At 46.0% G+C, this 21,794-nt stretch carries 27 protein-coding genes; 19 read left to right on the plus strand and 8 right to left on the minus strand.

The window, feature by feature from the left end:
• Positions 1-41 precede the first annotated feature (41 nt).
• The 11 genes from LEPBO_RS0135355 to LEPBO_RS42070 all read left to right on the plus strand — a co-directional run bounded on the left by LEPBO_RS0135355 (position 42) and on the right by LEPBO_RS42070 (position 8,874).
• The gene (locus LEPBO_RS0135355) at positions 42-719 is read left to right on the plus strand and encodes a hypothetical protein (protein WP_026149170.1); all 678 of its coding nucleotides are present in this window, start codon (positions 42-44) and stop codon (positions 717-719) included.
• 23 nt (positions 720-742) lie between these two features.
• Positions 743-958, plus strand: coding sequence for a hypothetical protein (locus LEPBO_RS0135360; RefSeq protein WP_017292320.1), 216 nt, complete (start codon positions 743-745; stop codon positions 956-958).
• Positions 959-969: 11 nt separating this feature from the next.
• The gene (locus tag LEPBO_RS0135365; protein WP_017292321.1) at positions 970-1,503 is read left to right on the plus strand and encodes a hypothetical protein; all 534 of its coding nucleotides are present in this window, start codon (positions 970-972) and stop codon (positions 1,501-1,503) included.
• Between the two features lie 61 nt (positions 1,504-1,564).
• Entirely contained in the window at positions 1,565-3,682 is a 2,118-nt protein-coding gene (locus tag LEPBO_RS0135370; RefSeq protein WP_017292322.1) for a GumC domain-containing protein, read from the plus strand.
• Positions 3,666-4,019: a hypothetical protein gene (locus LEPBO_RS0135375; RefSeq protein WP_144056495.1), complete on the plus strand. Its 354-nt coding sequence runs from the start codon at positions 3,666-3,668 to the stop codon at positions 4,017-4,019. The genes LEPBO_RS0135370 and LEPBO_RS0135375 overlap by 17 nt, the downstream gene beginning before the upstream one ends.
• On the plus strand, positions 4,016-4,405 hold the full coding sequence (locus LEPBO_RS0135380; RefSeq protein ID WP_017292324.1) for a hypothetical protein: 390 nt from the start codon (positions 4,016-4,018) through the stop codon (positions 4,403-4,405). Before LEPBO_RS0135375 ends, LEPBO_RS0135380 begins: the two co-directional genes overlap by 4 nt.
• A gap of 162 nt (positions 4,406-4,567) precedes the next feature.
• The gene (locus LEPBO_RS0135385) at positions 4,568-4,921 is read left to right on the plus strand and encodes a hypothetical protein (protein WP_017292325.1); all 354 of its coding nucleotides are present in this window, start codon (positions 4,568-4,570) and stop codon (positions 4,919-4,921) included.
• A gap of 337 nt (positions 4,922-5,258) precedes the next feature.
• Complete coding sequence (locus tag LEPBO_RS0135390) at positions 5,259-6,023, plus strand: ParA family protein (protein ID WP_017292326.1); 765 nt, start codon at positions 5,259-5,261, stop codon at positions 6,021-6,023.
• On the plus strand, positions 6,020-6,433 hold the full coding sequence (locus LEPBO_RS40695; protein WP_017292327.1) for a hypothetical protein: 414 nt from the start codon (positions 6,020-6,022) through the stop codon (positions 6,431-6,433). Before LEPBO_RS0135390 ends, LEPBO_RS40695 begins: the two co-directional genes overlap by 4 nt.
• Before the next feature lie 69 nt (positions 6,434-6,502).
• Positions 6,503-8,524: a phospholipase D-like domain-containing protein gene (locus LEPBO_RS0135400; protein ID WP_017292328.1), complete on the plus strand. Its 2,022-nt coding sequence runs from the start codon at positions 6,503-6,505 to the stop codon at positions 8,522-8,524.
• On the plus strand, positions 8,524-8,874 hold the full coding sequence (locus LEPBO_RS42070; RefSeq protein WP_263970859.1) for an AlbA family DNA-binding domain-containing protein: 351 nt from the start codon (positions 8,524-8,526) through the stop codon (positions 8,872-8,874). Before LEPBO_RS0135400 ends, LEPBO_RS42070 begins: the two co-directional genes overlap by 1 nt.
• On the opposite strand, the gene LEPBO_RS0135405 is transcribed toward LEPBO_RS42070, so the two are convergent.
• A complete protein-coding gene (locus LEPBO_RS0135405; protein ID WP_017292329.1) occupies positions 8,843-10,117 on the minus strand; it encodes an AlbA family DNA-binding domain-containing protein in 1,275 nt (424 codons plus the stop codon). The genes LEPBO_RS42070 and LEPBO_RS0135405 overlap by 32 nt on opposite strands.
• 82 nt (positions 10,118-10,199) lie before the next feature.
• Entirely contained in the window at positions 10,200-10,379 is a 180-nt protein-coding gene (locus tag LEPBO_RS0135410; RefSeq protein WP_017292330.1) for a YjzC family protein, read from the minus strand.
• 192 nt (positions 10,380-10,571) lie between these two features.
• On the opposite strand from LEPBO_RS0135410, the gene LEPBO_RS0135415 reads away from it, so the two are divergent.
• Entirely contained in the window at positions 10,572-11,072 is a 501-nt protein-coding gene (locus tag LEPBO_RS0135415; RefSeq protein ID WP_017292331.1) for a helix-turn-helix domain-containing protein, read from the plus strand.
• 297 nt (positions 11,073-11,369) lie between these two features.
• Here the strand turns inward: LEPBO_RS0135415 and LEPBO_RS39610 are convergent, their stop codons facing one another.
• The 3 genes from LEPBO_RS39610 to LEPBO_RS0135430 all read right to left on the minus strand — a co-directional run bounded on the left by LEPBO_RS39610 (position 11,370) and on the right by LEPBO_RS0135430 (position 13,864).
• Complete coding sequence (locus LEPBO_RS39610) at positions 11,370-11,900, minus strand: hypothetical protein (protein ID WP_036047298.1); 531 nt, start codon at positions 11,898-11,900, stop codon at positions 11,370-11,372.
• 321 nt (positions 11,901-12,221) lie between these two features.
• Positions 12,222-13,541: a relaxase/mobilization nuclease domain-containing protein gene (locus LEPBO_RS0135425; protein WP_017292333.1), complete on the minus strand. Its 1,320-nt coding sequence runs from the start codon at positions 13,539-13,541 to the stop codon at positions 12,222-12,224.
• The gene (locus tag LEPBO_RS0135430) at positions 13,538-13,864 is read right to left on the minus strand and encodes a plasmid mobilization protein (RefSeq protein WP_017292334.1); all 327 of its coding nucleotides are present in this window, start codon (positions 13,862-13,864) and stop codon (positions 13,538-13,540) included. Before LEPBO_RS0135430 ends, LEPBO_RS0135425 begins: the two co-directional genes overlap by 4 nt.
• 130 nt (positions 13,865-13,994) lie before the next feature.
• On the opposite strand from LEPBO_RS0135430, the gene LEPBO_RS0135435 reads away from it, so the two are divergent.
• The 6 genes from LEPBO_RS0135435 (at position 13,995) to LEPBO_RS42075 (ending at position 18,245) form a co-directional block, all read left to right on the plus strand.
• Positions 13,995-14,495, plus strand: a complete 501-nt coding sequence (locus LEPBO_RS0135435; protein ID WP_017292335.1) for a hypothetical protein — start codon at positions 13,995-13,997, stop codon at positions 14,493-14,495.
• A 9-nt stretch (positions 14,496-14,504) separates the two neighbouring features.
• Complete coding sequence (locus LEPBO_RS40700) at positions 14,505-15,383, plus strand: P-loop NTPase family protein (RefSeq protein ID WP_017292336.1); 879 nt, start codon at positions 14,505-14,507, stop codon at positions 15,381-15,383.
• Positions 15,380-16,060: a hypothetical protein gene (locus LEPBO_RS0135445; protein ID WP_017292337.1), complete on the plus strand. Its 681-nt coding sequence runs from the start codon at positions 15,380-15,382 to the stop codon at positions 16,058-16,060. The genes LEPBO_RS40700 and LEPBO_RS0135445 overlap by 4 nt, the downstream gene beginning before the upstream one ends.
• 274 nt (positions 16,061-16,334) lie before the next feature.
• The gene (locus LEPBO_RS39620; RefSeq protein ID WP_051077922.1) at positions 16,335-16,586 is read left to right on the plus strand and encodes a helix-turn-helix transcriptional regulator; all 252 of its coding nucleotides are present in this window, start codon (positions 16,335-16,337) and stop codon (positions 16,584-16,586) included.
• 382 nt (positions 16,587-16,968) lie between these two features.
• A complete protein-coding gene (locus LEPBO_RS43815) occupies positions 16,969-17,316 on the plus strand; it encodes a hypothetical protein (protein WP_225885758.1) in 348 nt (115 codons plus the stop codon).
• A gap of 248 nt (positions 17,317-17,564) precedes the next feature.
• Entirely contained in the window at positions 17,565-18,245 is a 681-nt protein-coding gene (locus LEPBO_RS42075; RefSeq protein WP_192820025.1) for a hypothetical protein, read from the plus strand.
• Positions 18,246-18,247: 2 nt separating this feature from the next.
• On the opposite strand, the gene LEPBO_RS0135470 is transcribed toward LEPBO_RS42075, so the two are convergent.
• The 3 genes from LEPBO_RS0135470 to LEPBO_RS0135480 form a co-directional block, all read right to left on the minus strand.
• The gene (locus tag LEPBO_RS0135470; RefSeq protein WP_017292342.1) at positions 18,248-18,535 is read right to left on the minus strand and encodes a hypothetical protein; all 288 of its coding nucleotides are present in this window, start codon (positions 18,533-18,535) and stop codon (positions 18,248-18,250) included.
• 152 nt (positions 18,536-18,687) lie between these two features.
• The gene (locus LEPBO_RS0135475; protein ID WP_017292343.1) at positions 18,688-20,496 is read right to left on the minus strand and encodes a protelomerase family protein; all 1,809 of its coding nucleotides are present in this window, start codon (positions 20,494-20,496) and stop codon (positions 18,688-18,690) included.
• An 81-nt stretch (positions 20,497-20,577) separates the two neighbouring features.
• Positions 20,578-20,979, minus strand: coding sequence for a hypothetical protein (locus LEPBO_RS0135480; RefSeq protein ID WP_017292344.1), 402 nt, complete (start codon positions 20,977-20,979; stop codon positions 20,578-20,580).
• Positions 20,980-21,098: 119 nt separating this feature from the next.
• Between LEPBO_RS0135480 and LEPBO_RS44735 the strand changes: the two genes are divergently transcribed.
• Entirely contained in the window at positions 21,099-21,230 is a 132-nt protein-coding gene (locus tag LEPBO_RS44735; RefSeq protein ID WP_017292345.1) for a hypothetical protein, read from the plus strand.
• Positions 21,231-21,794 lie beyond the last annotated feature (564 nt).

The following is a 21,794-nucleotide window of genomic DNA, read 5'->3' on the forward strand; positions in this document are numbered from 1 at the left end:
TGACATTACTCGATCTTCAACTGACTTTGAGGAGACATCTTATGATGTTCAGTCCATCTAAAACTGACTTGAGCAACGATGAAATTGACGTTTCAGATATCAATTCATCTAGAAACGTAATTGAACTTCACCCGAATTCGCCTGACGTTTCACTTGATGCTATTTCAGAAGAGCCAATTACTGTTTCTGATTTTTGCCAACAGTACAGTATCACCTCAGATCAATTTTTGGCACTGCGACGCAAAGCTGCAAGAAAATATCCAGATTTAGACTTCAAGCCTATTCGCGAAGGTTCGCGTACTTTCTGGGTGCAAAACGCTGAAATTTTGATTCAAATGATCAAAGAAGGTGCGGTAGAGGCTAAGTCTACAACTGCAAAAAAGCCGGATGCGATCGACGGTGAAATTGTCAACGAACAGCAATTAGCGGACGGCTCTTCATTAATTGTGCGACGGCAAGTCTTTGAAGTTTCTCTACACCCATTTGACGCGCCTAAAACCCGCGAATTCGTTGAAATTGATGCTTCACCAATTCAGCAATTGAATGCCTCCCTAAAAGCCGATCAAGATGCTGCTAAAGAAGCAGAAAAGCTAACTCGTTTGGGACGAATCGCGAATGAAGCCATTGTTGAGAAAGAACAAGAAACTTTAGTTCGACTGTTGATCAAGCAAGGCTATAGCAAAGAACAAGCGATAAGAATTGCTTCAGGAATCAATTAAACAAACAGCAGGGAGAAAGCGCTATGCCTAGAGGCAAAAAATCAGAAGTGAATCCAGTGACCGAGATGCCAGTGATCGAAGTAACTCCCGTAATGGGCGAACCCGACAAGGTAAATGTAGAACGCAAAGAATCCAACAATGTGATTCCATTCACCGGAACTGATCAATCCGTACAAAACAAACCAGATACCACCGCAATCGATCAGTTTCTTGCACAGTACGGAATTGAACTTGTCTAGGAGAAGATACTATGCCCTTTCAGCTTCCTCAAAATTTCAATGTTAATCTGCCGAATTTTCAAGAACTGGCAGAAAGCGCGATCGGTACACCAGAAAGCGGATTTGCCCCGACTGAAGTAATCGCAAGAACCTCTGATACAGATCGAGAGCAACACGCGCAGATTTATCGCGAACAAATGAACACGATCGACAACCTGAAAGACGGTCTTCGACTCGTAAACAACGTTGTGACTGCGGGTGTAGAAGCTACCGTATTAGGTCAAACCCTGCTCAAGTACCAGACTGGACTAGAAAAGGTTCGCAACGAAGGTGTAAAGCTCCAGAAAGCGCAAACGCAAACCGCAATTTCGCAAGCAGAATTATCGCAATTGCAACTCAAACTTGGATTTGAAACCGACAAGCTGCCAATTCTGAACGTTGGCTATCAAGCCAAACTGCAAGGGTTACAGGTACAGGCAGAAATGGCACAACGCGAAACCGAGAAGTTGATGATTGAACGCGATACCCGCTACCCGATCGTAGATGTTCAAGCGATCGCCGCCTAAATCCGAAAGGGGCGTTAGAGCGCCCCTCATCAGTCCCAACCATCACGAAGGAACTAGAACCATGTTAAATCGAGAATTGCTCAATCAATTAGCAGAAACGGTTTCAGTTAGCGGAATCGCTGCAAGTGCCGTCATCACGCTTGCAACCAACACGATTCTTCCTAGCCCTCAGATTGCCACACTCAGCACAATGGCAGGAGTTGGATTTGCGGTGTCCTACAGAGGATTGAATCGAGATCAAACCATTCGCAAATTGCAGTCCGAGCGCAACAATTTTGAACAACAGAAGCTAAAGGCTGAAACCGCTCTCAGTGATGCTCAGAACCGTCTTGAGCAAGGCTTAAAAGACCGTCAGGACTACTACGAACAAAAACTGGTTGATCTGCGATCGCAGATCAGCGCAGACACGAATTTGAGGACAAAATACGAGGAAGTCAAACGAGCCTTTGATCAAGGTGCAACTGAACTTAGATCAACCCTTGCTGAATGTGACCAGCTTCGATCGACCGTTGCAGGGTTCGAGGGTCAGAAACAACAATGGATTCAGAAGTTTGATGCAATCATCCTAAACCACACTCAAGAGAGTGAGAAATTGCATGAGCAAATTCGCCAGCTTGAGCGCGAGAATCTAGAGTACAAAGCGCGATTCGACAGCATTGACGAACTTGCGAAACTGAGAGCCGACAAGGAAGCCTCAGAACTGCGAGACGCGATCGCGCACTTGCAGAAAGTCTACGAGCAAAAAATGGCTGAATATGTGCAGCTTGCCCATCGCTACAACGACCTCAGAACTGAGGATGACGCTAAATTTGCCGAGCTACAGGGCAAATTCTCCTATCTCACAGGTGAAGGCTTTCAAGAAGTTCAGCAAGAATTCAGTGCGGACCTCTCTGATCGCGATCGAATGCTGATTGCGGCAAGCGCCAGGATCTCAGAGCTTGAATCGCCCTACTATTTCGATGAGATTGGCGAATTTACCCGCCCAAATCGCTTGATTAAAGCCTTGTGGGAGAGTGAGCAGCCCATTTGCCTCGATGCCTCTGAAATTGTGCCCTACAGCGATGGGACTGGCTTTGATGTCTTTCTCAGTTTGCGAGATCGCAAAATCAGAGGGCAAGCGACGATCGATGCACTCAATGATCGCGGCAACGAGTTCAGCGTTTTGTGCGGTTGCATTAAGGATCTGAAGTTTGAATACGATCGCACCAACCCACATCGCATCAAAACGGCAATGGTGTTCCGTAAGACTGCGAAAACCGACTCGAAAGCGACGATCGATAAGCTGTGGATTCCAGCCGATCAGTTTGCTGCAAAAGTACCGAAGCTCCTGAAAAAAGCCATGACCCGCATCATGGCATCCACAGGCGAGGGCAAAGGCATCTTTGTCAATTTGCTTCTAGCCGTCGAAGCCAATCAGATGGCTCCTGCTTTTGTGCGATTGCATGACCCGATGGACGGTTCCGCAGAAGACCACTGGCAAATCCCCAAAGCGTCGAAAGGAGCCGCCCAAAGCGTCAAAGCCATGAAAGCGTTTCTTGCCGAATTTGATCAGCGTTTGGAAAAACACATTGCCCACCCTAAAACACTCGACATCTTCGATGAAGTCGATATCCTTGCCGAGCGCGATAGCAGCATCAATAAATCTATGCTGACTTGTGCTAAAGGAATGCGGCACAACGGCATGAGAGCCTATCTCATCGGACAGTCCCCCAGTGCTGGAAAAAAGGGCTTTGAATGGGCAGACTTCGACAATTTTAACTGCGTTTATTTCGGGACTGCTACCATTACCGCGATCGACAAAACACCTGCCCTAGAAACAAAGAAAGACGCGCTCCGCAAGGAGTATGACAAACTCAAAGAATACTGCGATCGCCAAAATGAGGAGTTTGGCTTAGACGGTTGGAATGAATATCGAATTGGGCTGATTGTCACAGGTGGAAAGGCTTTCTTCTTCGAGCTTCCCAATGCAGATTCAATCGTTTGTGATTGGAGCAAATTGACACAACAGCCAACAGAAAAAGTGGAAACCCTAGAGCCTGTAAAGTCAAACTTCGACTGTCCCGAATGCAGTTCTAGCAACACAAAAGATCGATCAGGCAGAAAGAAACTGGCAAATCAGCTAACCAGATATTATCGAGTTTGTAGCGATTGCCAGCATAAATTTGAAACTGATTTGTAGGGCATTGTATCAGCGCAAGCCGTTGCGCTACTCTGCGCTTCAATGCGCGACGGCTTCTAAAAGCTTTGCTACACAGGCAATTCATCAGCGCAATCATCAGCGCATCTTCAGCTTGTTTGGGATCGCGTTTGAAGCGCAACTGTTAGAAAATAATACTGAGATTGTATTAGGAGAAGTCATGTACGGTTATCGAGGAAATCGAGGAGTCATTAGCAACTTTCTTGGAACTCTGTTAGCAGGTTATCTAGTGGGTCAAATTCTGCCGCTCGGTTCACTGGTTAACGCAATCGGTCAAAACATCGACAATATTGCTAAATCAGGACAGGTAAAACGATGAAGCATCTATCGAGCGAGTACAAAGCTTACATCAATTCGGCTGGTTGGAAAAAGTCGTTAAGACGTGCGATCGCATTCAATTTGTTATTGGGTCAAGACGTTGTTTTCCCATTCCTAAAAGCTCACGATATTGAGCATCTGAGCTATAAGCGAATTAACTTCAAGAATTGCAGAGGGTACGAAATCCCATTTCTTGATCTACTGCCGCTCAATCGTGTAATTCATCGTCAAGTTGTCACACCCATCAAAGATGTGTTGCGATCCCTGTTTGGACGGAAATTAGGCAGTGCGATCGTCGCTTACTTCTTAAGAATGTGCCTACTGTTTTGGTATGCGATAGTTCTGCTTACCGTAGTTACATTTTTCTCGCTGTCAAATCTGCTTTGAGTTCTTATTGCGATCCTCGCATTGAACTAGGGCGGAATGCAACGAACTTCACGCAGCCTTTTCATTACCTGTCTGGTTGTCTTTGCTGGCGTTAACACAATCTTCTAGTGAAGACGCTTGTTATCAATTCTTATCACTTCACCATTCACATAGAACAAAACAATGTCTCAATACTCATCTGAATCAGCGCACCAACAAACGGTTGAAATTTTGCAACAGTTACAAGTGCCAAACCCAGAGTATGCTGTGAATCTGATTGCTTGGCTCGAATCAATTGCGACTGACTCGAATTTTCAGAATTCGGTGCAAACTGAAGCACAACGATTTGCAATTCAGTGGCATTGCGCGAAGCAATATGCAATCTCTGTTTTGGATGTTGCAGATCCAACCCCAGAGCTTATTTTAGAGATGTACCGAACGATTTATTCAAAGCAGTCTGAAAGTGCGATTGGAGAGGTTGCTTCAGCCATTCGAGAGTTTGTGACTGAACTCAGCCGAATTCGCCAAAGTAGATAGCAAACCTACTTACGCCAGTTATCAGCATAAGTAAAGCGGTTCGTCGCCGCTTTTTCGATTTAGCTGGACGCTTCGCTTTCACAACCAGCTCAGATAATAGAGTTCGCGGCATCACAGCAACGAATTCTAGCAGTTTGAGATCACGCTTAATAGCCTACTGGCACTGTATTTACTTGGAGTCCGCTTGTTCAGATCACTTCGTCGCTTAGAAAGTAAATCGAAATTAGTACTTATTAAATGACTAAATTCAGCTATTGCATAATTCACCAAAAGCAGTTTTAATACGTTGAGCAAGAAATGTTGCTCTACACTCTTCTCGTTTTGCTAAAGGTGTTTTATGCAAACGCTAACCTGTACCTCGCTATCGGGAGGGCAAGGAAAAACGACCACTTCTATCTTTCTTGGACGGACATTAGTTCAAGCTGGATACCGAGTTCTAATGATCGATGCCGATCCTCAATCCAGTTTGACCTTCTATTTGGGGCAGGAAGTTCAACCGAATCAGCCGACCTTGCTAGAGGTTCTCAAAAAGCTAGTGCCAGTTGAGGATGGAATTTATGAAGTACAAGACAATCTTTGGCTGATGCCTTCAGATGATGCCTTAGATAATGCTCAAGATTATCTTTCTGGAAGCGGAATGGGAGCGATCGTACTCGGAAAACGACTGAAGGAAGTTTCAGATTTGTTTCAGTTCTGCATCATTGATGCACCACCTCAGCGATCGCAGATTTGTTTAACAACGGTTGGAGCCGCAGATTATGTTCTAATTCCGGCTGAAGCGTCCTCGAAAGGAGTTAATTCGCTCATTCGGACGCTTGATCTGATTCAAGAGCTTAAAGATATGGACGCTTTTTCGGGTTCAGTTCTGGGAGTTCTACCGTTTCGCGATCGCTGGACGGGACGAACTCAGGCGAATCAAAGCAAAAAAAGTATTGAAACGATGCGCGAGATTGCGGGAGAAATGCCAATTCTTCCCTCGATTCTGGAGTCTGAGCAGTTCAAAAAAGCGATCGATCAAGGCAAAATGCTCAACGAATTAGGTCATCCGAATCTTGAGCATCCATTTCAGCAAATCGTTCAAAAGTTGGTAGGTGGAAAATGACGGACGCTTTCGACCGCTTAAAAAATCGCTCTAGAGCAACAGTGCCTTTGAGAGATGCTTCATTAGTTAAAGACATAAATGACGTAAAGACTGAATTTAGTCATTTGTCAGAGACGGAAGTGACTAAGGTAGAACAATCTCTTTCGGAACTCAATGAGGTCGAAGCATTTCCTGAAGTTGTGCGGCGAACGATTCGACTAGAACAGCAAGTCGATGAAGAACTGGAGCGATTGTGTAGTCGCGAGCGCCTCACACGAGAAACGTTTCTGGAAGCAGCATATTTGCTGTGCAACGACAAGCCAGAAATTCTACAGGAGGTGCTGACGATCGCGAAAGAACGATACCGTCAGCGTAAAGCTGCGGGTGAAAAGCGCAAGTTTCAAACGATGGGTAAAAAGTTTGAGTCATAAACAACTAAAAGACTGAATTTAGTCATTCAATCTTGACTGAATGAATTTGAACCAACAGCGAGAGCGACCATGCCACGAATTTTTGACAACATCGAACTGAAGCTGCTGCCAATCTTGCAAGAAACGTTGAAGGATGCAAAACGGGCGGATTTTTGTGTTGGATATTTCAATCTACGGGGCTGGCAAGCGATCGATTCCTACATTGAAAAACTTCCAGATGGCAATCAAGAATGTTGTCGATTAATTGTGGGAATGCAAACACTACCGCGTGAGCAGCTTCATCGAGCGCTGTCCCTAACTGATGTGGAGTGGGAAGTTGATCAGCGTGAGGCAATCCGACTCAAGAAACGAGCAGCGCAGGAGTTTCGCGATCAGTTAATGATGGGTGCACCGACAAATGAGGATGAAGCGGGACTGCGGCGGCTGAGTCGGCAATTGAAGTCAAAGAAATTGGCGGTTAAGCTGTTTCTTCGCCATCCGCTTCATGCCAAGCTCTATCTGATTCATCAAGCAAATCCCAATTTACCAACCATTGGCTTTTTAGGAAGCAGTAATTTGACGTTAGCTGGATTGCGGTATCAGGGAGAGTTGAACGTTGATGTTTTAGACCATGATGCGACTGAGAAATTGAAGCGCTGGTTTGAAGAAATGTGGGGCGATCGCTTTTGCCTAGATATCTCAGCCGAACTTGTCCAACTGATTGACGAAAGCTGGGCGCGAGAAGAACTGATTTCGCCGTATCACATCTATCTGAAAATTGCCTACCATTTGTCGCAAGAGGCTCGCACTGGGTTGTCTGAGTATCGAGTGCCGAAAGAATTTCGCGATCGCCTATTTGACTTTCAAAGTGCAGCCGTCCAGATTGCAGCACAGCACGTTAACAAACGGGGTGGTGTTTTGATCGGGGACGTGGTGGGATTAGGAAAAACAATGGTCGGGTCTGCACTAGCGCGGATTCTGCAAGAAGATGCTTTTCTAGAAACCCTAATCATTTGTCCCAAAAATCTCGTTTCAATGTGGTGGGACTATGTGCGCGAATATCGGCTGATTGCAGAAGTGATCTCGATGAGTCAAGTTCAAACCGAACTGCCAAACCTGCGTCGATATCGCGTGGTGCTGATTGATGAAAGCCATAACCTGAGAAATCCAAATGGGAAGCGGTATCGAGCGATTCAAGAATACATTGCGATGAACGAAAGCAAGTGTATTTTGCTTACAGCTACGCCCTACAACAAAACCTATTTAGATTTATCAGCCCAGTTGCGGCTGTTTATCCCGGAAGACAAAGACTTAGGCATTCGACCGGAGCGGCTATTACAGGAGCTTGGCGGAGAGATCGCATTTAAACGGAAACATCAAGTTCCAGTGCGATCGCTGCGCGGCTTCGAGATAAGCGAGTATGCAGACGACTGGCGAGACTTAATGAAGCTCTATATGGTAAGACGAACCCGCAGCTTCATCAAAACTTACTACACTCAAGCGGATGAAGACGGGCGACGATATTTAACTTATCAGGATGGATCGCGAGCTTACTTTCCAGAGCGTGTTCCCAAAACCGCAAAGTTTGAGATTGGAGATCCGATCAATGATCCATATGCTCGGCTTTATTCTGACTCCGTTGTAACTGTAATTAATCAATTAAATTTACCGAGATACGGATTAGGAAATTACATTCAAGCCACGATCAAGAAGAATGCGAAAACAAAGAGTGATGAAGCTGAGCAGCGATTAGTTGAGGGACTGTCACGCGCCGGACGACGATTGATGGGATTCTGCCGCACGAACTTATTTAAGCGGCTAGAAAGTGGAGGAGTTGCTTTTATTCAATCCTTAGAGCGTCATATCTTGCGGAATTACATTTATCTGTATGCGATCGAGCAGGATTTAGAAATTCCGATCGGCACTCAAGAAGCAGAGTTACTCGACACTCGCAACAATGACGAAGACTCAGATTCGCTACTCGCCTCATTGTTTGATGTTGAAGTTGAAGAAACTGATACAGAAAGCGTTCGGGAAGTGCTAGATGTCTCTGAAGCGGTATTCTCAAAACTGTTGCAGGCTTCCTCAATGCTCAAGGCGACACTCTGTTAATCGGAGTCAATGACGCAGGAGAAGCGATCGGACTCGCTAACGACTACCGCACCCTCAAATCCGGCAAACAAAACCGCGACGGCTTCGAGCTATGGCTGATGGGCGATTTACTCCTCAAAGAATTGGGCAATGATTTAGCACCCACGATCGCGATCACGTTCCATCTGCTCAACGGGCAAGACATCTGCAAAGTTACCGTCAACCCTGCCCCTCACGAAGTGTTCGTCATCCTCAAAGACAGAAACGGGCAATCCAAAAAATGCTTCTTCATCCGCGCTGGAAACTCAACCCGTAGCCTCGACGATCCCAGTGAGCTTATCAGTTACATTCGCGATCGCTGGAAATCTTAGGCTGACTCTCTCCATTAAAATCCTCTAGCAAGTAGGCGGCAAGCTCTTCGGTCATCACAAATCGAAGAACATCATTGTAGGTAATTTCATAAACGAGCGCGTGATTTTCCAAAATTCTCAGCTTGCCTCTTAAATAGGGGTGCTGTTCAAAATAGTAAGAAAAGATGATGTTGTTCGGGTTGGCATCATAAATCCATCCGTCGCTAAGAAGCACAAACTCTCGCACAAACGGGTATTGGCTAAGGTCATTCTTCATGTCTGCCAGCAGTTCTGGAATTAGCGCTTCAACTGATGAAAATACGCTTTCGTCTCGTTTGGGCAGTAGCGGACTCGCTTTAACTACTTTTTCACGGGAGGTTTTGAGATGGGCGATCGTGCTGTCGATTGATTTCAATACTTTGACAATTTCATTAGTGGGATCGCCGCCAATTGAGATCGGTGGAAGTGAACTTGTAGCTTGAATGGCTGCACTATACACATAGTGATTTCCAGCAAGGTCGTCGTATTCGGCATTCAAAACAATATCTCGATCAAACTCACTGCTCGAACCTGCATAGGTAGCAATATCAAAAAAGTACGGATTGCTACGATCGATCATGGAACATTTTATCGGAAATTGAGCCGAGTAATTTTGCAGCAATCGTGGCAGAGGCGAAATTGAGATCGACACATTGAGTGCTGGAGCATCAGTTAATGCCAAAACCCCAAGTTGTGCCACCAACTCTTTATCTGGCTTTAATCGCAATGAATGTGTTAGTCGAGGTTTAGATAAATGCCGCTTCGCCCAAATTGCTTCGACGATAAAATGTTGTGCCCTCTCAGTATGAGCGCCTGCCCGAATGTAATAACATTTGTCCGGAGCCATGTGTGGTCCAGCATTACTTTCAGCGATCACAACCAGCAAAACTGCAAAGCCTGCCTTAATTTCACCTCGCCCTGCTGAATCCTGAATCAATTTAATTTCATAGCTTGGCGTAGGCTCAACTTGGTAAACCGCTTGGTCAACCCAATCTCGTAATGCCTGTTTTCCCACTTTAAGCGGAACTCCACCATCCGCATTTCCATCGCCATCAACCCCAGCGACAAAACATCCGCCGCCAGAGTTTGCAAATCCTGAGACAGCGCATTTTAATTTCTTCTTGAGGTCGTCCATACTAACGCCGCTGCATTTAAACTCGAAATGATCATCCTCAGCCGTCGGAAGTTGTGTTAAATCAAAGCTTTCAAGATCGATTTTGAGCATGACTGAAAGTAAGTAACAGGAACAAACTATTGAGCTAAAATGTTGAGACGGGAGGCTAAGAAATTCCTAGCCTCCCGCTCAACTATGGATTCGTCACTTGAATCAGAACGTACCCGTCTCCAGTTCCCTGAGTGGGAGGAAACGGTTCACCCTTGACACAAGTAACGTTGCGTCCCGTCGATCGAGCGAATCGATTAACTTCGGCATAGATGCCGCTAATCGGTACGGTTTGACCAGGACGGTATACAGTTGCAGTTGACATAAATCCTCCAAAATACGAGGTTTGTAAGACAGAGTTGCCGCTCTGTCTTTTTCACATCAGAGCTTGAGCGCTATATGTGCGCCCTTCGCTGAATTCTAATGCTAGAGATAGCGTAACTCACATAATCGAAAATGATCAAAGAATTTGACTAAACGATCGAATTCTTCTACCGATTTCCGCTATACTGCCAACATGACCACTGGATTCAACCGCCAAGAAGTGATTGCGATGACTGGAATAAAACCCAGTAATTTAAGTTATTTAGACGAAACTGACTTAGTAAAACCGCACAAAATAGGTGAATCTAAGAAACCGCAGGTCATTTATTCAATCGAACAAGTCATTCAGATTAAACTGATTCAACGATTGAGAGAACAGCTTTCGTTGCAAGAGATTCGCAAAATCTTTCAGTTCTTAGTTGATCGACAATATCAACCCAGCATTTTCGGCTGCAAATTAATGCGCGTTGGAAAAGAACTTTACTTCGTCGAAAGTGAATGTGAGTTCGGGGCTTATGTTCTGTCCGTTTCTGGAAAACATAAGGGACAAATTATGATTCATCAAATTGGCGAACTTGGAGAGGCAATTGTTGAGCTACAACAAGAGGCGCTCAAGCGACAAATTTTGGATTATGAAAAACGTGCAAAGGGAACGCTTCTCGAAACAGTTTCACAGGTTATGGCTAAGAAGTAATTTGATGAGATTTAGTGACTGTTCAATCAACTCTATATCTTGATTAACGGTCAACTACTGAATTTAGTCATTCAGTAATTACTCAATCGTTTGCTACCAAACAGTCAGTACGTGGGAAGCGGAACGAGGTTTTCCGAAATTGAATCCTACGCAGGTGAAAATTTTTGTAAGAAATTAGATTGTGCCCTAGAGGAATTGGCTGAAGCGTTCGCTAATTCTGGGTCAGTCAGCGACCACCCTCTTGAACGAAGCGCTTAATACTCTGTCGATTTGAGTTTTGTGAGATCGCTCTCTTCTTTAACCTCTTCCAATTCTCACACTAAGCTCTTCTCTAAAAATGGCAGCGGTGCAACCCTCCCACCGCTTTCCCGATCGCCATACTGCACCGTCAAAAATGAAGTAAATTACCCTTACCTGATTTTTATCTTCATCCACTTTTAAGAAATAATTTCTCTTCTGCACAAAATCAAACAGCACAAAATAGGGAAATTCAGAACTGATTTCCAACCAAGTGTCTAACGCAGTATCACTTGGAAAATGCGAATCGATCACTTCTACTGCAACCCAGGGAGATAACTTAGTGTGTTTATGCAGCGAATGACCTCCAAAAATGTCATGTCGCCATTGAAGTTCACTCGACATTGTACGGGTTACTTCTTTTGCCCAAACGTATTTTTCACTCTTAAATAGCGGCACAAGGAGTTGCTCTTCCGTATCAAAGCTTCGATGCCCAAACAATAGATCTTGTTTTTGGAACAGCGATAGTAATTCAGCGACTCTATTATTATGACGAGTCGAAGTCTCTCCACGGCTTTCAGGCAGTTTCATTGTCTTGGACGGGGTATAGAAGTGGGGCGTATCTGACCTGTAGCGAAGTCGCAACCTATTCTTTCTATCAAAGTCCCAGAGTTCTTGAGTTCGTAGAAAAGCTCGAAATGCTGGATCGCGCAATTCTTCAGGGTAGATAGTCACCCAAGTTCGATTTGAGGCTTGATATGTAGCTCTATCCCACTTTGGTTTTGACATAGGCAAGAGTTGGTCACTATGTTGTTAAACCTATCAATTCTGGAAATGACTATCTATGCGATCTTTCCAGTCAACATATCTATTTCTACACTGTGATTCATCAAGAATCACAAGCACTTCCGATTACAACTCAATTTCTTGAGACTTTTCAGGCAGCCCTTTCGGTAACGGCGGTTCCACCCTCTCTGGTTGAGTGGTTGTCTGTTGATTTTGAGAGCCTTTCTGCTGCCGTTTTTTCTCCCGCGCCGCTTGATGTCGCATCCGCTCCTCATGTTGCTGAATTACCGATCGCTGCCACGCTTGCAACCGCTCAAGATCAGCTTGAGTTAATCCGTTGCTTTGATACACATCGTCGAATCGCTCCAGCACCGTCTCACCCATGCGGTGAAGTTCTGGGTGCCCAGATGGGGCGAGTTGAATTTGATACTCTTCAAACGTCGCAGTTTTGAGTTTAGGCAATCCCGCCCGTGAATGTTCCCAAATGTCTTCGACCAAACAGATTGCATCCCATAATTGAACTTGTTGCTGAACCTCTTGCCCCGTCTGTTTCTGCTCTAGGTCAGGCTGACGTGACTGCTCCGGTTGCTCAATCTGAATTAATAAGGCTTGGCATTCTTGAGCATTCATCGCATTGAGTTGCCGCAGCATCGCATCATCCCGCTCCGGCTGGTAATCTACCCCTGCGTACTCGTATAGCCCGTTGAAGGAGAAGCGATCGCCCAGTTGCCGCCCCTTAAAGTATTTGCCTTCCGCCCCAAAACTAACGCCCCTACCATCATCGAATTCGTGAAACTTCATCGTGTAGCCTTGAGCTTTGATTCGCACCATTAATAGTGGCATCGATGGCTGATCCGCGACGGCTTCATCTAGGGCATTTCGGAGCGTGTCTTTCGTCAGCGTTTGCCCCTGTTCTTTTAGTTTCACCTCAGCGATCGACGTATTGACCCGCTCCCCTTTTTCTTTCGGAGGGCAATACTGCAAATCCCGCTTCAACTCGATCTCTCGTTCAACGTCTTTCAGCTTGACTCGCTCATAGGCATCATCGACCCAAGTTCCATCCAGACGCACCGTTGACGAGAGAACATGAATGTGATGAACGTCGCGCTTATCAATTTTCTCAAAATGCTCAACCGCAAAAAATTGGCAATTTTGCCCGTGATTTCGCAGCTCTAGCAAATCATCCACAATACCAATTTTGGTTTGAAGGTCTGGGGTTTCTCCCGGTGGAAAGCTGATCTTGTACTGCACATAAGTTCGGTCAACGTTGCCATTCTGATCGGATGAAAACCTTAGCTCTTCCGTCAACTCCTGCTCAGTCTCTCCGAACATATTGGTGTGAAAGATTGGATTTTCGGCTTCCCGCCCCTTTTCGCGCTTATCTGTTCGCAGCAGATAGCCCATTACTGACCCTGGTTGACGACCGCGATCGACGATGATTCTCATGAGTTACGCTCCACTTGTCGCGCCAATCGATATAAAACAACTTCCCGCCCGACTTCCCGACAGACTGCGATTGCGTCCCGCAACAGCGAAGCTCCCGCTTCTTGCTGAAACTCAGAGGCAGGCATCGCCTTTAGATTCTGATTCAAGTTCATGAGTTGAGTGTAGATGTCTGCTAGGGTTGTAGAGTCCTCAGCATCTCTAACTCGCCCGTCGTCTAGCCCCTTCTTAAGTAGGTATGAGTTTACGCTTAACTTGGCTGATTCTGCCTTAATCTTAATTCGCTCTCTTTCCGCTTCAGTACACCGAACTAAAACTGAAACCATGCTATCACCTGCCACAACTTGATAAAAATATAGCAAGGCAAAACACAGATTGCGTAATGAAAAATGTAAGAAGATATAGATACTAATGCTCAAACATAATTGAGTTATCTAGATAAGAACAGGAGAAAAAATGGTTAAGCTTAGTAAAGAAGCTCTGAAACAAATTCAGTCAGAATTAGGAAACGTTAATGCAAGCTGGCAGGAAGAATTTAACCTGCGTCAAACCGTAGAAGAGTGTTTCGACCTGATTGAGTCAGCAAGAAGTTATAACGTTTCTTGGGAAAGAATTACAGACATTATTAAAAAAGCAAGTGGAACAACTGAAGGAATCAGCCCTGCAAGCATTAGTAAATATTATTTGGAACTTGCAAAAACCTCTAAAACTCAGCAAAGGAAAAAGAAAAAAACAAGTGTACCAAAACGTAAACAGATTGAATCGAACAAAGATACTTCTCCTAAAATAATCAAATCTACTTCCGAAGCAGTCGCCAATCCTCAATCCTCAACTTCCGAAGAAAGTAGCAATTCAGACGTGAATCAGAACGAAGATACGCAAAGTAGAACCAGTGAAAAGTTTGGTTCTTTCTATGGCTCGGACAAGCAGAAAGTCTCTGACCAATTCAACATCTAGAAGAAGCGCATGGGAGCATCAAAAGCAAGTAAATCTCCAAGCAGCGGTAAGACTGTAATTCCCTTTTTTGATGGTATTAATGGCGTTGTTCACCTGTTCGATGGCGATAAGGGGGGCGTTGGGAAAAGTTTTTGTTGTGCAACCTTTACTCAATACTTTCTCGATAGTGGACTTCCCTTTATTCTGCTAGAAGCAGATCGATATAATCCGGATCTCGCTCGAAGATACAAAGGTGTAGCAGAGATCGATTTTGCTATTTTCTCGGACGATCCAGATAAAACAAAAGCCGATGAAATCATTGAGTACGCAAAAGAGCGGCAAGTCATCATTTCTCTTCCCTCACAAGTTGGTAAGCCTTTAGCCGAGTGGCTCGAAGATGGGCTACCCACTGCGATCGACAACCGAATCAAGTTTGTTCGATGGTTTGTGGTGTCAGGCTCGTATGAATCGTTCAATCTGCTGAGATTGTCACTCAAACAATACGGGAGCCAGATCCAATATGTTGTCGTTAAAAATTTTGGCTTCAATGATGACTGGGCACCGCTAGACGCTGAACCAGATTCAAACATCAACTACGAACAATTGCCTGAATGGAAGCCTTTAGAGTCGGTGAATGACGAAGAGGCTGAATTAGAGCGACTGGTGAACCAAAGAGAACTGGAAGCAAAGCAAATTGTCTATTTCATGCGGAAATATGGGGTGAAGACGATCGATTTCCCAAAACTTCCAACCCGTGAACGTTATCTTCTTGATGCGTACAATCTCACTTTTAGTCGAGCGTTAACCTCAAAGGTTTTTGCAGCACGATCGACCAGCCTCACTCGAATCAAAAAGTTTCTGGCAGAAGCTTACACCCAATTTGAAAGCACAGGATTGATCCTGAAATGACTGACACAAATGGTTCGACAAGCGCAATAGTCCAAAGATTTCCACATCTTGCACCCGATGATGATCTTCTAAGAATTCTGGCTTGGTGCGAAGGTTTAGAGGAAAAAGTTGAAAACTTTGGAGAGAGCTTAAACGTATGGACGCAAGCTATTCTGAAACAGACCGACCTATCGACTCAGCAGAACCAGTTGATCGTCAGTCAAAATTTGACCCTGCAAGAGACAGCGAAAACCAACGCCGCGCTTGGGCAAACCTTGGTTCAATTGAAGCAGGGCTTGACTCAATTGCAGACGGAATTCACATCGCTGAAGAATACAATCTCAACGCACGGAACTGCCTTGAGCAGCTTGAACACGCAGGTCCAGAGCTTGAGCAAGAAGCTGGACGATCTCAGCCTGAAGTTGAAATCGCTGGAAACGCTCAAGGTTCTGAACAACAAAGTAGACAGCTTGACGACCGACGTTCAAACTTTGAACACCAACGTCAGCAAATTGACGACCAACTTGAACTCTAATCGGCTCATCCCGATTGCCTTTGGCGTTTTTATTTTAGTCGTTCAAATTATGCAGCTATTTGCCTATAAAGGACTCTCGGAAAGTTTACAAAGTGCAATTCAAGGTGTTCGAGATCGCGCAGAGTGGGCACTGGTAAAACTAGAACGATTGGAAAGACGATGAACCTGCATTAAGCGGGGTGTTCAACGGCGATCGCGTTAAGTCGTTAATCGCTTTTGGCGTAAATCTGAAGCTACGATCCACCGCCAACATTTAGCGTTAGATCTCATCTCTGCTGGTGGTGGATCATTTTCTTTGATTGCTTGGTCGCTCTAGCGGAAGGCGAATTTCAGACGGAAAATGACTCAACGCTGTAAAATCTTTGCCAGAAACCAGAGGATCGGTAGATAATTGGGCACAACAGCCATGATTTAATGGCACATTCCCTCGACGAAGTATGGCGATTATGGCGCGGCAAATTGTGAATAACCAATGGCTTCGACAGTTGCGACATGAAGCGAACTGGACACAAGAGCAACTTGCCGTTCGCATCGGGGTGGCATCATCAACGCTGCGATCGTGGGAGCAAGGCAAGGTTAAAGTGGCAATGACATTGGAGCAGTGGGAAGAGTTAGCGATCGCCGTCAATGTTTCTCTGAGCGATCTTCATTCGAGAATTCGCAAACTGCATCAAAAGACTGCTGAATGAAGCGATCGCACAGTCCCCGGTATCGACTGCTCAAATTTCCAGAAGTTCTATAACTTAATCGCAGTCGAAATTTGAAAGGGATGAGCAAAGCAACGGAACCCCATAGGAATTAATTCCACTCGATGCCTTCGAGTCCTAAAATTCAAACCGGAACTGTATGATTCTGATTCCAAATTAGTTTGTGTTTTGTAAGGAAAGTGAGTCATTGTGGGAGCAACCGCCTAAGCTGAAAGAGATGCCCGACGGAGGAATAGCCTCTATGAGCGCCCGCAAGCAACGCAGCACGGCTGGAGATAAAACGATTTGCCTGCCAATAGCTGATGATGTGAACTACAACCAACTGGTTGAGGATACGAAAGGGTTCCGCGCCTACCTGGATGGCGTGATTGCCACGCATCCGGAGTTGTTTCCAGCAGGGATTGAAGAGGGCTATTGCTTTCATGGGTTTGTGGAGTCGGGCAAACTGCACCTGAGTACACGCCGGATTCGGTTGAAGTGCAATGGGCAAGCGTATCAGATTCGACCGGACACGGTGATGCCCTACATGATCGGCAAGACCGAGGAGGTCGAGAAAGGACTCTACTTACGCCGCTACGGGGTGCCGTATGAGGGCATTGCCCATGTGTTGGGGCATTCGGCGATGTACTGGTTTAACGCGACGCAAGCGTTAGGACGCCCCTCGATGGTGGGCAGTACGGTGAAAGACCCCGAACGGCTCCCCCCCATCTGAGTGCCGACGAAAAGCATAGCTGGTGGCGGGGAAACCGGATTTACATCGCCGTAACCGCCGCGCTGGGCTGTTTCTTCGGGGTCGGCATTGCCGAGCGTGCGGATGCGGAAGCGTTAAGCGAAGCCTACCGAGGTTTTCAGCAAGAGACACAGCAACTCAAGCCGGACTATCAACCGCAAAGCGTCAATACCGATGGCTGGGAAGGCACGCAACTTGCCTGGAAGAGGTTGTTTCCTGAGATTACGCTGGTGCTGTGTTTCCTCCATACGGTCTTGGGCATTCAACAGCGCTGTCGGCGACTGAGGGAAGTCTGCCACACGGTCACCGACAAACTCTGGCACCTCTACTACAGTTCGACGTTGCGGCAGTTTGCGCAACGCTTGCGACGCCTGCACGAGTGGGCAAGCAATCCCAAAATCGACTTACCGGATGCCGTGCGCCAGAAGTTGCTGGGCTTGAAGGCGAAAGCACCGCAGTTCACCGTTGCCTTTGACTTGCCCGATGCGGCTCGCACGAGCAATCAAGTAGACCGATTGATCAACTATCAAGACCGACTCCTCTATGCCATGCAGTACTTTCACGGCACCCTCGCCTCTGCTAATCAAGCCCTGAGAGCGATGGCATTGTTGTGGAACTTCCATCCTTACTGTTACAAGGTGCGCTCCGTGCCACCCTATGTACGATCGCCGTTTGAAGCCTTGAATGGGTTTCGCTATCATGACCACTGGTTGCGCAATCTTTTGATCGCCACGTTGTGGAACTTCCATCCTTACTGTTACAAGGTGCGCTCCGTGCCACCCTATGTACGATCGCCGTTTGAAGCCTTGAATGGGTTTCGCTATCATGACCACTGGTTGCGCAATCTTTTGATCGCCACTTCACTGAATGGGCGAGGCACCGCTAAACCAGTCAAACACAAACAAATTTAGAACTAGGTATGATTTTCTGGAAACTCGACGAGTCGATCGACGGTAATTTCTTCGATCGTAAAGTGGAATGGGTCTTTTGGCTGTAGCGGATCGAGGGCAGCCGCTCTCCAGATCACATCACCACTTCCAATATCTCTGTACTGCCAGGGTTCTTGCAGTAGCGGTTGAATGGAATGGCAAGTCTTCGCGAGATCAACAGCGCTAAAGATGCCAGCAAGTCTACTAACTCCACCGCCGTAATTTGCGTAGAGTCCCCAAACAGACTGACCGGAAAGAGAGTGATAAGACATCAGCGGACTCCAACTGTTTACAACTGCTGAAACAGCAGTTTAGTGACTCAGGGATGAAAAATCTTAGAAACGTAGAAAACTGTTACGTTCTGCTCAAAGCCTGATCTGAGACCAAGACTTGATTTCGCCTAAATCCTTGAACTGCATGAGCATTACGCACCTGCAAGTTGAATTACGTCTTCAATTTTCGCCTTCCCACGATGCCCATAATTATGTTTGTCCGGGTCGATCTGATGCTTGTAATGGTGCTGTTGGATCTCAGCTTGCCGTGTTCCCTCGATCGTTTCTCCTTTGCGGTTTCGTCCACCGATCGTGGCCACGATCGCTTCTTGGGATTTAGCAAATGCTTTGAGTGTATTAATCCCAATTGCCCATTTTTCTGTATGTTTGCGATCTGGCGCATCGTTGTACGCGAAGATGGCATTGATCGCTTGATTAATGCGTTCGGTTGTTTCCGCCGCTCCTGCTCGTTGTCTCGGTTGGCTTGCTTCCTTTTGGACTGCCTTGCTTGTTTCAGTTGGTTGACTGGGTGTAATTGTCTCGTGCGTTTCGGCTGAAGTTGCTTTCGGTTTTGCGGCTCTCACAGGTGTAGCAGGAGGATTAACTTGAGTCTGCAACAGTGCCTTGTTCACCTCGACCAGTTGCGCGATCGCGGCAATCAGTTGATCAAATTTCTCCGCTTGTGGAATTGCGAGCGTTGAAACTGGAGTGACTTCGGAAGTATCCAATTCCGACTGATCCAATTCCGACTGAGCTTCTACTGTTTGAGGTTGCATCGGGATATCCTCTTCTACGGTTGATTGAAGCTGACCCAAAGTGTTCTGCTGTGATTCAAACCAGTTCAGAAAAGCGTGGAAGCGTTCTTGCTGTTGTGTCCCTGCATCTCTAAACTGCTCTAGAATTTGGTCAAATCGCTGCTTGTCTTCTTGCCAGATGCGATAAGAGGAGCGCGTTTTGCGCTCTTTTGGTGTGGGTTGGTTCTCTGGCATTCCAGCTATAAAAGTATCCAATGGTTGAATTCCTCCATGCCCCAATTTGATGCCCTTGCGCTTGCCACGATGGAGCGCGATCAATTCGTCTTCAATTTCGTACAGGCGGTAGTGTCGTTCTGAGCTAAAGGTTTCGAGCCGTTGCTGAAGTTTGCGACCGTCGCTTTTCTCGCTCTGGGTCAGCGTCTCGAAATGCCCCATAATGTGCGCCTTAAACAAAAGGTCATCGACGTGCTTGGGGCAATACCAAAAGGTTGCAATGCAGCAAAAGACCGACCGCCACAAGTGGGTATAGAGTTTGTCTTTTCCACCTGGAGCGGGAACGAGATCCGCAAAGTGACGATCGCTCATTTCTGCTACCTTGTTCTCATTCGCATCGGCTGGGGTAATACGTCGAAGTTTGGCAACACCTTCTAAAAACCGTTTTGCTGTGGTGAGCAGCGGAATAACAAAAATGAGTGGAACTGTCTCACCCCGCCGCTTTAAAGCCCCTCTAAAGGACACGCTCCACTGATCCCTCGCTTCAAACTCAGCGGTGTACAGCACTTCCCCAAGTCGCCGTCCTGATAGCAAGGACAAGGCAGCCGCGACCGTCGCCCAATCCGGTGATTCTAGGAGTGAAACGGCTCTTGCTACAATCGCATCTGGATCATGCAGATAGCACTGCTGCAATTGCCGATCTCTGGCTCTACCCTGCTTTTGGCGATTGAGTTCAAAGTTTTCTTCTCGACTGAACCCGATGTAGTTGAGACTCCAATGATTCTCGCCTAAAGAGTCCTTAATCACACGGCGCGTCTGATCCATTAGTCCTTGTTGCTGGCTCAAGGTTTTAGAACCTCGATCGCTCCACTGTTGGCGAATGCGTTGATTCAGTGCTTCAGCCTGTTTGTGTCCCTTTGGTGTGTCTTGTAACTCCTCGATCTTGGGAATGTAGTCGAGTGCGATCGCGTCTTGAAGCCATTTGCGGGTCATTGTGGTTCTCCTAATTGAAAAGAATAAGGGGACAGTTTAATGGCACTGTCCAAGCTCAGTTATGCAATCGGACAGCGAAAACTAATCCAGAAGTGTTTCGGTAGAGACTACGCCTGCATCGACGAGTTTGCTGTAGGCGGGCATGGTCACGAGTGCTTTGAAGAAGCCAGAATTTCCGAACGGTGATTTATGCCAGTAGTGGTCTTTGTTGCCAAATTCAGCGTGTTCAATTCCTGGTACTTTCGGACGAATCCGCAATGTTTTAAGTAGCGTTCTCACAGTTGTGTCATCAGCCTCAGCCCAACGAATGCTGAAGCAGTTATAGACATAGCTACCCAAAATAGGCTTAGTCGGATTGCTGCTTTCACCCATTTCGGGGTAGAAGCAATGCGGACGATCATCGATAGGGAACACGATCGCGTGAATCGGCTGTTTCAGTTGTTTCGCACGTTGAGCGGCATTGAAGTTGAGAATTTGAGCCATGATGAATTTCCAGAGGTTTATGAATTTCGTCTGAGTGCCCCAACTTACGAGGGTTAGGGCACATTCCATCGTTATTAGTTATCTGGGAACGCCCGTTTATTCAGCAATTGAGCGGCTCTGTGGCGAGTGCAATTGCGAGTGATAGCGATGAGACCGATCGCGTGTTCGATAGTGAGTTGGTCATTCATAGAGAGGTGCGTGAGTTTGAGCAAATCAGCGGCATGATCAACGATCGCGGCTTCATCGGTTGAGAGTGAAGTAGAAGAAACTGATACCATAAAAAGACTCCTGTTCATGGGGTGGGCAATCGATGCGAGTGGAATTGGATCGATTGCCCTTTGGATATACATATCATAGCGCAGTCCATATCAATACGCAAGTAATTAGATATAGACACTCTAAATACGCATACACATAAAATTCATACGCAGTAAACATTACAGCCATCTAACCGAAACTAGCGAGAAAGAAGACGACTGATACAAATCACTTATCATCTCACTTATCATCCAATTCCTGTCCCCAGCCATTCATAAGTAAAACTCAATAAAAGTATGAATATCTATATCAACATTCAATAAATCGACTGTAAATGATATGGATGCTTAATAGGTATGGATAGGAGACAGATACCATGCGAGTACACACGAGTCTCTGAAACCCGCCCTCTGTATAGCTTTCATCGATTCCCGTATTTTTGTGAGTATGTATACGCGGTTGTTATCCATAAGTAATTTATATAGGATCAGAATGATACGGATATCTTGTAGGTATGGATGAGTCGACATAGGGATGCGAGTAAGTTCTGAACTTAC

Origin of the sequence: Leptolyngbya boryana PCC 6306, from assembly GCF_000353285.1 — a bacterium.
Lineage (GTDB): Bacteria > Cyanobacteriota > Cyanobacteriia > Leptolyngbyales > Leptolyngbyaceae > Leptolyngbya > Leptolyngbya boryana.

What these genes read in the sequence shown, in the direction of transcription:
- LEPBO_RS0135390 (WP_017292326.1), top strand. Translation starts at nt 5,259, where the DNA reads ATGCAAACGCTAACCTGTACCTCGCTATCGGGAGGGCAAGGAAAAACG.
- LEPBO_RS0135405 (WP_017292329.1), bottom strand. Translation starts at nt 10,117, where the DNA reads ATGCTCAAAATCGATCTTGAAAGCTTTGATTTAACACAACTTCCGACG.
- LEPBO_RS39610 (WP_036047298.1), bottom strand. Translation starts at nt 11,900, where the DNA reads ATGAAACTGCCTGAAAGCCGTGGAGAGACTTCGACTCGTCATAATAAT.
- LEPBO_RS0135400 (WP_017292328.1), top strand. Translation starts at nt 6,503, where the DNA reads ATGCCACGAATTTTTGACAACATCGAACTGAAGCTGCTGCCAATCTTG.
- LEPBO_RS0135380 (WP_017292324.1), top strand. Translation starts at nt 4,016, where the DNA reads ATGAAGCATCTATCGAGCGAGTACAAAGCTTACATCAATTCGGCTGGT.
- LEPBO_RS0135430 (WP_017292334.1), bottom strand. Translation starts at nt 13,864, where the DNA reads ATGGTTTCAGTTTTAGTTCGGTGTACTGAAGCGGAAAGAGAGCGAATT.
- LEPBO_RS0135360 (WP_017292320.1), top strand. Translation starts at nt 743, where the DNA reads ATGCCTAGAGGCAAAAAATCAGAAGTGAATCCAGTGACCGAGATGCCA.
- LEPBO_RS0135385 (WP_017292325.1), top strand. Translation starts at nt 4,568, where the DNA reads ATGTCTCAATACTCATCTGAATCAGCGCACCAACAAACGGTTGAAATT.
- LEPBO_RS0135475 (WP_017292343.1), bottom strand. Translation starts at nt 20,496, where the DNA reads ATGACCCGCAAATGGCTTCAAGACGCGATCGCACTCGACTACATTCCC.
- LEPBO_RS0135425 (WP_017292333.1), bottom strand. Translation starts at nt 13,541, where the DNA reads ATGAGAATCATCGTCGATCGCGGTCGTCAACCAGGGTCAGTAATGGGC.
- LEPBO_RS0135435 (WP_017292335.1), top strand. Translation starts at nt 13,995, where the DNA reads ATGGTTAAGCTTAGTAAAGAAGCTCTGAAACAAATTCAGTCAGAATTA.
- LEPBO_RS0135480 (WP_017292344.1), bottom strand. Translation starts at nt 20,979, where the DNA reads ATGGCTCAAATTCTCAACTTCAATGCCGCTCAACGTGCGAAACAACTG.
- LEPBO_RS0135410 (WP_017292330.1), bottom strand. Translation starts at nt 10,379, where the DNA reads ATGTCAACTGCAACTGTATACCGTCCTGGTCAAACCGTACCGATTAGC.
- LEPBO_RS0135365 (WP_017292321.1), top strand. Translation starts at nt 970, where the DNA reads ATGCCCTTTCAGCTTCCTCAAAATTTCAATGTTAATCTGCCGAATTTT.
- LEPBO_RS39620 (WP_051077922.1), top strand. Translation starts at nt 16,335, where the DNA reads ATGGCGATTATGGCGCGGCAAATTGTGAATAACCAATGGCTTCGACAG.
- LEPBO_RS0135445 (WP_017292337.1), top strand. Translation starts at nt 15,380, where the DNA reads ATGACTGACACAAATGGTTCGACAAGCGCAATAGTCCAAAGATTTCCA.
- LEPBO_RS40695 (WP_017292327.1), top strand. Translation starts at nt 6,020, where the DNA reads ATGACGGACGCTTTCGACCGCTTAAAAAATCGCTCTAGAGCAACAGTG.
- LEPBO_RS40700 (WP_017292336.1), top strand. Translation starts at nt 14,505, where the DNA reads ATGGGAGCATCAAAAGCAAGTAAATCTCCAAGCAGCGGTAAGACTGTA.
- LEPBO_RS0135415 (WP_017292331.1), top strand. Translation starts at nt 10,572, where the DNA reads ATGACCACTGGATTCAACCGCCAAGAAGTGATTGCGATGACTGGAATA.
- LEPBO_RS0135370 (WP_017292322.1), top strand. Translation starts at nt 1,565, where the DNA reads ATGTTAAATCGAGAATTGCTCAATCAATTAGCAGAAACGGTTTCAGTT.
- LEPBO_RS0135470 (WP_017292342.1), bottom strand. Translation starts at nt 18,535, where the DNA reads ATGTCTTATCACTCTCTTTCCGGTCAGTCTGTTTGGGGACTCTACGCA.
- LEPBO_RS0135355 (WP_026149170.1), top strand. Translation starts at nt 42, where the DNA reads ATGATGTTCAGTCCATCTAAAACTGACTTGAGCAACGATGAAATTGAC.